12 protein-coding genes and 1 pseudogene are annotated in these 12944 nt (G+C 45.7%); 7 read left to right on the plus strand and 6 right to left on the minus strand.

The genetic code is table 11. The annotated features are described in order from the left end of the window. Positions 1 to 7 precede the first annotated feature (7 nt). Positions 8 to 715 carry a dihydromonapterin reductase gene (folM, locus tag CXF86_RS11435; protein ID WP_102039030.1) on the plus strand — a complete coding sequence of 236 codons (708 nt, stop codon included), beginning with the start codon at positions 8 to 10 and terminating at the stop codon, positions 713 to 715. A 106-nt stretch (positions 716 to 821) separates the two neighbouring features. Here the strand turns inward: folM and CXF86_RS11440 are convergent, their stop codons facing one another. Beyond that, positions 822 to 2078: a mechanosensitive ion channel family protein gene (locus tag CXF86_RS11440; RefSeq protein ID WP_101091960.1), complete on the minus strand. Its 1257-nt coding sequence runs from the start codon at positions 2076 to 2078 to the stop codon at positions 822 to 824. A 199-nt stretch (positions 2079 to 2277) separates the two neighbouring features. On the opposite strand from CXF86_RS11440, the gene CXF86_RS11445 reads away from it, so the two are divergent. Further along, complete coding sequence (locus CXF86_RS11445) at positions 2278 to 2814, plus strand: outer membrane beta-barrel protein (RefSeq protein WP_102039031.1); 537 nt, start codon at positions 2278 to 2280, stop codon at positions 2812 to 2814. A 100-nt stretch (positions 2815 to 2914) separates the two neighbouring features. Further along, positions 2915 to 3577 (plus strand): DUF3157 family protein, encoded by a 663-nt coding sequence (locus CXF86_RS11450; protein WP_102039032.1) that lies wholly within the window; start codon positions 2915 to 2917, stop codon positions 3575 to 3577. 246 nt (positions 3578 to 3823) lie between these two features. On the opposite strand, the gene CXF86_RS11455 is transcribed toward CXF86_RS11450, so the two are convergent. Continuing rightward, positions 3824 to 4366, minus strand: coding sequence for a TetR/AcrR family transcriptional regulator (locus CXF86_RS11455; RefSeq protein ID WP_102039033.1), 543 nt, complete (start codon positions 4364 to 4366; stop codon positions 3824 to 3826). A 96-nt stretch (positions 4367 to 4462) separates the two neighbouring features. Between CXF86_RS11455 and CXF86_RS11460 the strand changes: the two genes are divergently transcribed. From CXF86_RS11460 to CXF86_RS11470, 3 genes and pseudogenes are all read left to right on the plus strand, one after another. Further along, entirely contained in the window at positions 4463 to 4918 is a 456-nt protein-coding gene (locus tag CXF86_RS11460) for an HPP family protein (RefSeq protein ID WP_102039034.1), read from the plus strand. A 329-nt stretch (positions 4919 to 5247) separates the two neighbouring features. Beyond that, positions 5248 to 5468 (plus strand): annotated as a pseudogene (locus tag CXF86_RS23070) (VOC family protein). An 85-nt stretch (positions 5469 to 5553) separates the two neighbouring features. Next, positions 5554 to 6183, plus strand: a complete 630-nt coding sequence (locus CXF86_RS11470) for a fumarylacetoacetate hydrolase family protein (RefSeq protein ID WP_102039035.1) — start codon at positions 5554 to 5556, stop codon at positions 6181 to 6183. A 6-nt stretch (positions 6184 to 6189) separates the two neighbouring features. On the opposite strand, the gene CXF86_RS11475 is transcribed toward CXF86_RS11470, so the two are convergent. The 4 genes from CXF86_RS11475 to hutC form a co-directional block, all read right to left on the minus strand. After that, positions 6190 to 6651: a PaaI family thioesterase gene (locus CXF86_RS11475; RefSeq protein ID WP_101091966.1), complete on the minus strand. Its 462-nt coding sequence runs from the start codon at positions 6649 to 6651 to the stop codon at positions 6190 to 6192. A 207-nt stretch (positions 6652 to 6858) separates the two neighbouring features. Then, positions 6859 to 8391: a histidine ammonia-lyase gene (gene hutH, locus CXF86_RS11480; RefSeq protein WP_102039036.1), complete on the minus strand. Its 1533-nt coding sequence runs from the start codon at positions 8389 to 8391 to the stop codon at positions 6859 to 6861. A gap of 3 nt (positions 8392 to 8394) precedes the next feature. Further along, positions 8395 to 10083: a urocanate hydratase gene (gene hutU, locus CXF86_RS11485; protein ID WP_101091968.1), complete on the minus strand. Its 1689-nt coding sequence runs from the start codon at positions 10081 to 10083 to the stop codon at positions 8395 to 8397. A 165-nt stretch (positions 10084 to 10248) separates the two neighbouring features. Further along, positions 10249 to 10953 carry a histidine utilization repressor gene (hutC, locus tag CXF86_RS11490; protein WP_102039037.1) on the minus strand — a complete coding sequence of 235 codons (705 nt, stop codon included), beginning with the start codon at positions 10951 to 10953 and terminating at the stop codon, positions 10249 to 10251. A gap of 195 nt (positions 10954 to 11148) precedes the next feature. On the opposite strand from hutC, the gene hutI reads away from it, so the two are divergent. Then, positions 11149 to 12375, plus strand: a complete 1227-nt coding sequence (gene hutI, locus CXF86_RS11495; RefSeq protein ID WP_101091970.1) for an imidazolonepropionase — start codon at positions 11149 to 11151, stop codon at positions 12373 to 12375. Positions 12376 to 12944: the final 569 nt, after the last annotated feature.

Consider the following 12944-nt stretch of genomic DNA (forward strand, 5'->3'; position numbering starts at 1 on the left):
TGGTATAATGACAGCCCCCATTTTAATTACGGGAGTCGGTAAGCGTATCGGCTTTTATCTTGCTAAACATTTAGCCCAGCTAGGACACAAGGTGATTGGCACCTATCGTAGCCAATACCCGCAACTGCAAGAGCTTGAAACCTTAGGTGTCGAGCTGCATCGATGTGACTTTGAAGATGCATCACAACTTGATGAGCTACTGGTCACGCTAAAACAGCAACCTGCAATCAGAGCCATTATCCATAATGCATCCGATTGGTTACCAGACGGTGATGCAGCCTCTGCCATATCCATTATCGACAAGATGATGCGTATTCATGTCAGCGTGCCTTATGCTATCAACCTTGCCCTGACAGAGCAGCTCAATGCCTACACCGGAGGCGCTGCTGATATTATTCACATTACCGATTATGTCGCTGAAAAAGGCAGTAAGAAGCATGCCGCTTATGCCGCCAGTAAAGCAGCACTGCACAACTTAACCTTATCGTTTGCCGCTAAGTTAGCGCCTAGTGTTAAGGTCAACAGTATTGCGCCCGCCATGCTGATGTTTAACCCCGATGACGATGAGCAGTACAAGCAAAAAGCCCTCAAAAAATCACTGCTACAGAAAGAGGGTGGCGAGAGTGAGATTTTAAATGCGGTGACTTACTTGTTGCAGAGTCAGTATGTGACGGGACAAGTGCTCAAGATTGATGGGGGTCGACATTTAGTTTAACGACGGCATCAATGTGATCGTAAACCCGAGCTCAGTTTAAAAATAGCCCATCGAAAAGGCACGTAAATACGTGCCTTTTTTCTTTAAATTAACTTCTCAGTTCGGTTTAGTGGCTTTGCAAGCTGCGAACATCTGCGCCTGTTGGCCCTTGGTAAACCCTTAAACCAAACTCCGGCAATATGGCGAACACATGGTCAAAGATATCAGCCTGAATGTCTTCATACACTGTCCACCGAGTATCGTTGGTGAAAATATATAGCTCAATAGGGACACCCGATGATGTCGGCGCAAGCTGACGAACCATCAATGTCATGTCTTTATGTATTTGCTCATGCTGTTTCAAGTAGGACAACATGTAAGCTCTGAACGTGCCGATGTTGGTTAGGTGACGACTATTCACGGGCATGTCGGCATCAACAACTTGAGCGTTAAATGTAGCGATCTCCTGCGATTTAGCAGTGAAATAAGACTTAAGGTGATTAATCTTAGCTAAGCGTTGTTTATCGTCTTCGGTTAAAAAACCGATTGAACAGATATCTATTTGCACCGAACGCTTGATTCTGCGACCACCTGATTCAGACATTCCGCGCCAATTTTTAAAGGCATCAGACACCAAAGCATAAGCTGGGATCATGGTAATCGTCTGATCCCAATTTCGCACTTTAACCGTGGTCAGCGACACCTCTTCTACCGCACCGTCGGCGCCATACTTGTCCATTTGGATCCAATCTGTTGGGCTCACCATTCTATTGGCGGCCAACTGAATTCCGGCCACAAAACCCAATATGGTGTCCCTAAAGACCAACATCACCAAACCCGTTGCGACACCTAAACCACTGAGAAAGTAGACTGGCGATTGGTCAGCAAGCACTGAAACAGAGATGATAATGGCGACGAAAAACATGAATAACTTAAACAACTGCACAAAGCTTTTGATGGGTAATCGGCGGCTGACCAAGTTTACATCTGCAATTTCATTGGCGGCATCAAGTCCGCTATACACTGCTCGCACAAACAAAATAACGATAGTGACATCTAACAATCTGTCCGCCAAACTCGCCAATACAGCATGTTCGGTCAACGCTAGCGGCAGAATAATATTGAGGATCAGCGCAGGCACCAGTTTGGCTATTTTCTCCAGTACGCGATAACGCATGAAGATGTCGTCCCAAGTGACACGAGAACGCTGGATAACCATGTTCATCGTGCTAACGACACCCCGCTTAACAACAATGTAGCCAATAAATGCCACAATGAAACAGGCTACAACCAAAATGCTAGTTGAAACCCCATCTGCAGGCTGGCTGTCGATACCAGCACTGGCTAACCATTGCGTAATAGTTGCTCGTAATTCCTGATCCAAAATCTAAATCTCCAAATAGTGAGTAGACAAAAAGTAACTCATCAATCTTATAAAAAAAAGCCAACACCCTAGAATCAAATAACAAACAACAGCGTTACAAATATCAATTTTAACAGCTATTTGAGCATTGTGAGTTGACTGTAATCTAAAGATTCACAACAATCCATTTTCTATTACCTGATAGCCAAATGAGAAGACCATGACCAAATATCTAATTGTCAGCCTTTTGGCTTTAATGAGCACTCAAGTTAGTGCTAATGACTTCAGTTTTGATGAACTCATCTTACCTAAGCCTGTCATCGCCCTTACGCTAGACTACATACCCGCGACGTCTGACATGTATGGCATCACCATTGCACCAAGCCATTACGACACTGATTATGCCAACTGGGGCTATTACATTGGCTATGCGCGGAGCAAAGAGACTGATGTCATTGTAGAAGAGCCTGGCGAAGCCCACACCAAAGATACCCAGTGGCGCTTTGGTCTCAGCTATACCTTGCTGCCTAAGTTAAGCTTATATGGCGGCGCCGCCGCTTATTCCAGCGAGTATACCTATACCAATAATATCGTGCCCTTGATTGTCGGCGGTAAGCCCGTTTGGGAAACTGACAAAGATACCACTTGGGGAGCTGAGATAGGCTTACGCTATGTAGTGGGTAAGCACCTGTCTTTAGGCGCTGGTTATAATTCGGCCACTGAATCTGCCGTATTCAGCATTGGTTACAGTATGTAGTTTGGCTGATAGCTTAAAGCGAGAATTTTTGATCTTGTCAGTATTAATTTATCTGCAGTTTGACTATGCTAGAACAATCTCCTTTATCAGGTAAATTGTCATGTATAACACTCTGCGAACCTTCGCTTCTGTCGTCTTATTAGTCTTTGCTTTACCAGCACTTGCAGACGAAGTCGGGCGAGTCACACTAGAGAATGGCGCAACAGTCAAACTCAACGATGATTTTACCTGGGAATATGTGATCCTAGAAAGTCAGACTCAAGACAGCACTGTAACCGCAGTCACTCTACCAGCCACCATCGCAGCAACTTCTGCCGCTGTCGCAACCGACGCCAGCACAGTAGCTAACACAGCACCAGCAGTGCCGACCACATTACCTGCCAATGCCGACAACCTGACTTCAAATGCGATAGCTCAAGCATCCCTGCTTAAATCAACGGGTAAAAGTGGCGTAAAAGTTAGCTTTTTTAATGAGCAGTGGGACGATGATGGCCGCCTTGGCTTGACCTTCGAGCTATCGAGCAATAGCACAGAGCATTATGTGATGATCGAATTAGAGATCAGCTTATTTGCCGATTCTGGTGCACTCATTAAGAAAGAAACGGTCAATGTATGGCAAGCAGTATTTAGAATGCCTGACTCTTATTTACGTAAAGGCCAAACTCGAGAAAGCCGTGTGTTCTGGATAGAAGGCATAGATAAAGCCCAGTGGGCTAAGCAGCTGATGAGCTTGAAGATGAAAGAGATGGATTCTCGCATGTAGTTCGCCCTTTGTGTAAGCAATACCCTTTAGAGACCTAGCCAATTCAGCTGGGTCTTTTTGTATCAGCTTGGAGTATTTTGGCTGCACAATTTTATCTGCAGCAACTAGAGCTGAGGCCCTTCGGCCTAGAAAGTTGTGGCGCTTAATCCACTCCTGAGTTTTAAAATGTCAAACTTTACCAGATAGCCAACAACCAGAAACCCAGCCTTGTTTTCAGCAATTGTAATGGATAGCTCACAAGGCAATTTACAAGCGCTTAAGTATATCTATACATTTAGTGGCGACAGTATGGTCACCAGTCACATAAGCAGTTGTTATGGCGCCCTCTTTCATTATGCATAGTGCATCCACAAGCATAGGATCACTGTCTTTTACATGCCGTGTAATCAACTGTCTTACTTGCGCTTTATGGCTTTGGCAAAACCGAGATAAATGACTATTGGGATCACTAAACTCAGCGGAACTATTAATAAAGAAACAACCGCGAAAATTCCCCAACATAGGTTCTGAGTCGGTAAACCAGCTTTCTAATGCATTAAACAGTTGTATTACTACACGGTCATTAGAACCAGCTCCCAGCAGTTTCTCCTCTAGCCACACCATAAATATTGCATGCCTTTGCTCTAGGGCTGCAAGTATTAAAGCGTCTTTACTTTCAAAGTGACGATACAGGGTTTTTTTAGCGATACCTGAGACCTTAAGCACTTCATTAATGCCAATGGAATTAATGCCATTTTCATAAAAAAGCTCTAAAGCGGTATCGATTAGTAATTGACGTTTAATATTCATATTCCTCTCCAATAGTTTCTATATTGACAAAAGGAGACAGATTTGTCTACAATTAACAAGTAGACACATCTGTCTCCTTGGCTTTAGGAAATAAATATGAACAAATTTACCTTAGCGCTGATTGCAGGGCTTGGGACATCACTCGCGATTGGATTGCTGTCGTATTTTGATGCAACGCTAACCAATACAGCTCTACTAATGGCGCCTTTTGGAGCGACTGCGGTACTTGTTTTTGGTGTTTATGACAGCCCTCTAGCGCAACCTAAAAACGTGATACTAGGTCACCTAATCACCTCTTTTATTGGAGTGTTTTTCTTTCAATTCATTGATGTAACGCCAATGAGTTTAGCGATAGCGACGGGGTTGGGAGTCAGCGTCATGTTATTCACTAAAACAACCCATCCCCCAGCAGGAGCGAATCCAATACTCATTATGTTGTCAGGGCAAAGCTGGGGATTTTTGGTGACTCCCGTACTCATTGGTGCGGTGACCATCGTACTCGTCGGGAAAATGATGCAAAAGGTTAAACATCATTTCGATTCAGAATCTTAGCTAAGCAATCAATGTTCATAATTGCTTATTGCGAGTTGCAACGCTTGAGGTCGAGTCTACGTGACTCGATCTTTTGTATCCGTTTTAGTGTTTATCCAATAGGTAGTTATACCCACAACTTTGAGCGCATCAACCATGTGGCCAACAAAAGTGAAGTTAAAATGTCCAACGCTTACCGCATAATTCAATGCCACACCGCAATAATACTAACTCGTTATTTTAATATACCTTTGCTAGAGTAGTTTTTATCAGTGATATAAACCTTGTTATAGTATCGATAATAAAAATCTTGGGGTAACTCCGTTTTTTCAAGCAAATAAAGACATTGAATGAATTTAAACCGAGTAACACTGCCAGTTAATGATATGGATATATCAACTCAATTTTATCGTGATTTAGGCTTCGCCCAAATAGTCGGTCCCCCCACTATGCGCGCTTCGAATGCCCTGAAGGCGGTGGCATAGTGATATATTTTGAGCACCAGCAATTAGATGATTGGGTAGGCGAAAATCGACTTAATCCACCATGGTGGGTAGAGCTTAGTACTTAAACTACACATAAAAACACTGCACTTGAAACCGTTGTGAGTAGCAACATGTTGCTTATTATTAATAAACGTACCAAAAGGCGTACTCATGAGAAATAGTGTTCGTTTTCAAAATAAACAATACTCCCCTTCTAAAGTCATATGCATTGGCAGAAATTATGTCGAGCATATTAAAGAACTCGATAATGAAGTACCGACTGAGCCGGTTATATTTTTAAAGCCCAATTCCGCTATCTCAAGTCACCTTTATCTTCATGACACAGACAGTATTCATTACGAAGGTGAAATATCCTTACTGATTGAATCTGATAACTTTGTAGCGGTGGGTTTTGGTTTGGATTTAACCAAAAGGGATCTGCAATCCGCATTAAAGAAAAAAGGCCTGCCTTGGGAAAGAGCTAAAGCATTTGATCAATCAGCATTATTCAGTCAATTCGTTGCCATCACTGAACCGATGTCACAATTAAAGATGCAGCTAACCATCAATGCCAAAGTCGTGCAAACAGCTGATTATGATCTGATGTTACACAAACCAGAGTCACTGTTAAACGAGGTTAAAACCTTCTTATCGCTAGAAGATGGCGATATTCTGATGACAGGCACGCCAAAAGGCGTTGGAAAAATAAACCCACACGATGTACTTGTAGGTCAGATCTTTAGTGGTAAAACCCTGCTAGTGGAGCACACTTGGTCAGTCCAAAGTACTATCAAGGTCTAAAGCGGTTTAACTCATCATGCTCTCTGGCATCTTCACTGCCACCATATGCCCTTCGGCACAAACTATTCCGTTAGCGGATAGTGTGATATCTAACACCACTTTTCTCGGTTTTATCTCGCGAATAACACCACGCAACTCTAGCTCCACACCCATTGGCGTCGGTGCGAGATAGTCAATATTCAGTGCTGCGGTGACAAACCGAGGCGGCTCTTGATCGCGACTTCCAAATGCCCGTTGACCCGCGGCGCTGGCACTGCCTGTGCCGTGGCAATCGATTAAGGACGCTATCAGCCCACCATAAACAAAACCCGGTATTGCCGTGTGAAATGGCTTTGGCATAAAGTGCGCGATGGTTTCATCGTCATCCCAATAGCTTTTGAGTTGGTGACCATGAGGATTGTTTTTACCACAGCCATAACAATGACTGAGATCTTCTGGGTACTGGTCTTGAAAAGACTGACTTGTCATACCGTCTCCTGACGCATTCAATTACTGCCCTTACGCTATTACTAATTGTGATTTTCAGCAACACAGACATAAGCCTTAAGACTAAAGGATGCAATGCAACTCATCGGCAAAGATCCATCTCAGCACGAGTCTGTAGATACAAAAAAAGGGACTATCAATCGATAGTCCCTTTATAGCTATTTTAAGGCTAACGAGCCGATAAAACAGTTACAGGCTTGGCAGAATATCTGCTGGCAAGTAAGCGTTAAAGCTAGCAGTCAGCAGTAGGTTTGTTGATGCTTCGATATCGGGGCCGAAGAAACGGTCCTTATCGTAATAAGAAACCAACTCACGGATCTCAGCTTTCGCCTTTGCCACTGCTGCACTTGGCTGTAATGGACGACGGAAGTCTAAACCTTGCGCCGATGCCAATAGCTCAATCGCTAACACACCGCGGGTATTTTCAGACATATAACGTAAACGACGCGCCGCAAAGGTGGCCATAGACACATGGTCTTCTTGGTTAGCAGATGTTGGCAAGCTATCGACTGAGGCTGGGTGAGCGTAGGTCTTGTTCTCTGAAGCCAGTGCTGCAGCAGTTACCTGCGCAATCATAAAGCCTGAGTTTACCCCGCCATTTTCAACTAAGAAAGGCGGCAACTTAGACAAATTAGGATCGATAAGCAGCGCGATACGACGTTCAGCAATTGAACCCAATTCCGCAATTGCAATCGCCAAGTTATCGGCTGCCATCGCTACTGGCTCAGCGTGAAAGTTACCGCCTGAGATAATGTCACCGGTATCTTGGAACACTAATGGGTTATCAGTTACACCGTTAGCTTCGGTGCCTAACACCTCAGCTGCGTGGCGAATTTGCGTTAAACATGCACCCAATACCTGTGGCTGACAACGCAGCGAATAAGGATCTTGCACTTTTTCACAGTTAAGATGATCAACACTAATTTCAGATTCATCTGCTAATAAGTGACGGAATACAGCCGCTGAATCAATCTGGCCTTTCTGGCCACGAGCAGCATGAATACGCGCATCAAACGGACTACGACTGCCCATTGCGGCTTCAACACTCATAGCACCAATCACTGAGCTGGCAGCAAACAGATCTTCAGCGTTAAACAGACCTTCCAGCGCTAAAGCGGTTGAAGCTTGTGTACCATTGAGTAGCGCTAAGCCCTCTTTGGCTGCAAGTTCAATTGGCTCTAGCCCGGCGATTCCCAACGCTTCAATGGCAGAGATAAGTTTACCTTGGTAGCGCATCTGACCTTCACCAAGCAGAGGTAAGCTCATGTGAGATAATGGCGCTAAATCACCCGACGCACCAACAGAGCCTTTTTCAGGTACGCACGGATATACTTCAGCGTTAACCAGCTTGATCAGGAAGTTGATCACCTCTAAACGAATACCGGAGAAGCCACGGCTCAGTGAGTTAATCTTCAATACCATCATCAAGCGCACAGTCGCATCACTCATGAGCTTTCCTGTACCTGCCGCATGGGAAAGTACAATCGAGCGCTGTAGCAGTTGCAGGTCTTCGGCGGCAATATTAGTGTTAGCCAGCAAACCAAAACCTGTATTGATACCGTAAACGGTACGGCCTTCATCTAAGACCTGTTGTACCAAACCAGCGCTGATGTTGATGTCAGCTATTGCGCTTGACGCGAGTTCTAAGGTCACTTTGCCACGGCTGATTTGACGAATTTGTGGCAGGGTTAGGGTACCCGGCGTTAATACTAAATGGCTCATATTCTACTTACCTTCTGTCTTGGCTGTATCTAGCATCGGCAGATCTAAGTTCTGCTCTTTTGCACAATTTTTAGCGAGTTCATATCCAGCATCAGCATGACGCATCACACCTGTTGCAGGGTCATTCCAAAGAACGCGGCCTAGGCGTACGGCTGCGTCATCGCTGCCATCAGCAACAATCACCACACCAGAATGTTGGCTAAAGCCCATACCGACACCACCACCGTGGTGCAATGACACCCAAGTGGCGCCACTAGCAGTATTAAGCAGTGCGTTCATCAGTGGCCAATCTGATACCGCGTCAGAACCATCAAGCATGGATTCTGTTTCACGGTTAGGACTCGCAACTGAGCCTGAATCTAAGTGATCACGACCGATAACGATTGGCGCTGACAGCTCGCCATTTTTAACCATTTCGTTAAAGGCTAATGCCAAACGAGCACGGTCTTTAAGGCCGACCCAACAAATACGTGCTGGCAGACCTTGGAAAGCGATACGCTCGCGCGCCATATCTAACCAATTGTGTAGCTGTGGGTTATCAGGAATAAGCTCTTTAACTTTGGCGTCTGTCTTATAGATATCTTCAGGGTCACCAGAAAGTGCCACCCAACGGAATGGGCCAATGCCTTCACAAAATAGTGGTCGTACATAAGCAGGCACAAAGCCAGGGAAGTCGAATGCATTCTCAACCCCCTCTTCAAATGCCATTTGACGAATATTGTTACCGTAGTCGGTAGTTGCTGCGCCAGCCGCTTGTAGCGCTAACATGGCCCTAACTTGAACGGCCATCGATTGCTTAGCCGCTTTAACCACGGCAGCTTCATCGGTTTTACGCATTTCTATCGCTTGTTCAAGCGTCCAGCCTTGTGGCAAATAACCGTTGAGCGGATCATGTGCTGACGTTTGATCAGTCACCACATCAGGCGTGATACCACGCTCAACTAGCTCGGCAAAAATATCGGCCGCATTACCGAGTAGACCGACTGATACCGGCTTACCGCTGGTGTTAGCGTCTTCAATCATCGCCAAAGCTTCATCGAGTGAAGTGGCTTTTTTGTCGACATATTTAGTACGAAGACGGAAATCAATACGGGTTTCATCGACTTCACAGGTCAGCACTGAGTAGCCCGCCATGGTGCCAGCAAGTGGCTGCGCGCCGCCCATACCACCAAGACCACCGGTTAAGATCCACTTACCAGCAGATGAACCGCCAAAGTGTTGCTTAGCCATTGCCACAAACGTTTCGTAAGTGCCTTGCACAATGCCTTGCGAACCAATATAGATCCAAGAACCCGCTGTCATCTGGCCGTACATAGCCAAACCTTTCTTATCCAGTTCGTTAAAGTGTTCCCAGTTGGCCCAATGTGGCACTAGGTTAGAGTTAGCGATGATCACGCGTGGTGCGTTGCTGTGGGTTTTGAATACGCCAACGGGCTTACCTGATTGCACCATCAAGGTTTCATCTTCTTCAAGACGCTGTAATACTTCAATGATCTTGTCGTAACATTCCCAGTCGCGGGCTGCACGGCCAATGCCGCCGTAAACCACTAAGTCTTCAGGGCGCTCAGCAACATCTGGATGTAAATTGTTCATCAGCATGCGCATCGGCGCTTCTGTCATCCAGCTTTTACAGCTCAATTTAGTTCCATGCGGCGCAATGATGCGACGACTTGGATCGTGTCTCTTATCCATGGGGTCTACCTCGTTCAATTTGTTTGTTGTATTTGTTTTTATCTATTTTTTAATTACTGTCTTATTGTTTTTTTATGCTGATATTGCCATGGCTGACTTAACCTGCGACAACGTCATTTTTCTCGCTAATTCATTCGTACTAAAGTGGTTATGACCAAATGGGTGCTAACTAAATGTCAGGTGGCCGCCTAATCTAAATCTGCTACCGGGATGCACCAAGCGGGCAAAACTGACTACACCTTGGCGCGACCAAGTGCGACGAGTGATCTGTAAGCAAGGCTCTGTCGCGTCAATGTGTAATAGCGCCAACTGGGTAGCGTCCGCCAACTTGGCTTCAATGGTGTGCTTAGCTTCTGTCAGCGGTGCCACCATCGATAAGTATTCATGCGGGGTTTGTTGACTAAAGTCTTGCGCCAAGTACTCAGGCACCAGCTTAGGATTCACAAAACGCTCCTCTAATTGCAGTGGCGTGTCTTGCTCGCAATGCACCAACACCGACAAAAACACCGCGCCGCCCTCTTCCAGCCCCAGCGCAATCGCTATCGCGCCCGTTGCTGTCGTTTCAGTAAGCTGCACTTGTTGAACAGTGTAACCATGGCCACGGTCTTTAATTTCATCAGCAATGTTACGGATCGCCATCATCGATGACTGCGATTTAAGCCCAGCCACAAAAGTACCAAGCCCTTGTGAGCGTTCTAATACGCCAGATTCAGTTAATTCAGTTACGCCACGGCGCGCCGTCATGCGGCTGCAATTAAACAATTCAGCTAATTGATTTTCAGACGGAACCCGGCTGTTCTCAGCCCATCTCCCTGACTCAATTTGACCGCGAATGTATTGTTTAATCTCTGCAAACTTTGGCGTTGCCATCGGTTATCCTGTCTTATACCGTTTTTGATGACCGATTACATATCAGTCCAGCGGCTATTTCTAATGGTCGAAAACTCGGCTACAATCCTAGCTTGTATATACAAGTAAACACAAGCTAGCTCACAAATTATTTTTAGTGGCAGCCCTTAGTGTTAGTATTCAACCTCTGCAAAAACTACAAAAAGAGAGAGCATCATGTCGTGGGATCAAGTCTGGATTGATATCAATATTGCTACTATGTCACCCAATATTGCAGAGCCTTACGGTGCTATTAAAGATGCCGCTCTCGCGGTGCAAGACGGCAAAATAGCCTGGGTAGGCAAGCGCGCAGACCTGCCTAAATTTGATGTGTTGGCCACGCCCACTTACAAAGGTAAAGGCGGCTGGTTAACCCCTGGATTAATTGATGCACACACTCACTTAGTGTTTGCGGGTAACCGTGCCAACGAATTTGAACTGCGCCTTCAAGGTGCTAGCTACGAAGAGATCGCCCGCAGCGGTGGTGGCATTATTTCGACTGTTAAAGCCTGCCGCGAAGCCGACGAAGCTGAACTGTTTGAACTAGGTCGCCAGCGTCTAAATGCCTTAGCAAAAGAGGGCGTCACTACAGTAGAGATAAAATCGGGTTACGGTTTAGACATTGAAACCGAGCTTAAAATACTGCGCGTTGCCCGCGAGCTAGGAAAGCATCACCATGTCGATGTAAAAACCACCTTCTTAGGCGCTCACGCTATTCCGCCAGAATACAAAAATGACAGCAATGCCTATGTTGACTTAGTGATCAACGAGATGTTGCCACGAGTGATTGAAGAAAATCTTGCCGATGCTGTCGATGTATTTTGCGAAAATATCGCCTTCAACCTAGAGCAAACCGAACGAGTACTCACCGCCGCTAAAAATGCCGGACTTGATATCAAGCTACACGCTGAGCAGTTATCAAATCTAGGCGGCTCAGCCATGGCGGCCAAGCTCGGCGCCAAATCAGTCGATCACATCGAGTATTTAGATGAAGCTGGCGTAAAAGCTCTCAGCGAAAGTGGCACCTGTGCCACACTACTACCCGGCGCATTTTATTTCTTGCGCGAAACTCAGATGCCTCCCATTGAGCTACTGCGCCAATACAAGGTGCCCATGGTGGTTGCCAGCGATTACAACCCTGGTTCATCACCAATGTGCTCAAGCCTACTGATGCTCAACATGGCCTGTACCTTAATGCGTTTAACGCCCGAAGAAGCCTTAGCGGGTATGACGCGCAACGCTGCTAAAGCACTGGGTATTGAAGCTGAAGTTGGTGTGTTAGAAGCTGGCATGAACGCCGATTTTTGCTTGTGGAATATCAGTACTCCAGCAGAGTTAGCCTACACCTACGGTGTTAGCTCTTGTATTGATGTGGTTAAGAATGGTCGTTTAGTGCATCAGTAAGGTGGGATGCCTGAGCGATGAGGCAACCTCATCGTTTAGGTGTCAACATTTGGCTTGGGTGGCCTCAGCCTTTTAAGCACAGTAGCTTAACTGTTTCTATTTCAGTATCTAATGACCTTTATGGGTCACTTCCTGCATCAGATGCAACTAATGACCTGCGGTCAGCGTATGTGCAGATACAGCAGAGGCTCGCCGCGACTCTTTATAAAAGAGAGGGTCCCTGTAAGCTCAACGAAAACATCTGACCTCCATGGACGGAGGAAATGCCAAATTCTGTCGGGAACAGAATTGGCCATTTTTTCAAAGGCCTCTGCCATATCTACACTGGATTAGAAAAGCACAATCATTTTGCCACTGAGTTCTTAATATAGAAACATAGAGCTCAATCTCTGCCTCATGAAGTCACAAAAAACACCAATTCCCCATCGAAGCAGCCGAAATACGCAGATACAAATGCCATAGAGCCATCATGGTCTTTCCCGTGCATCCATGCACTTCAAGACATTCAGGCATCCCGCCTATCAGATGATGGTCCAAGCTAGGGGGACATGGATATCTCATCTGAGCCG

It is taken from the genome of Shewanella sp. GutCb (assembly GCF_002836135.1).
Taxonomy (GTDB): Bacteria; Pseudomonadota; Gammaproteobacteria; order Enterobacterales; family Shewanellaceae; genus Shewanella.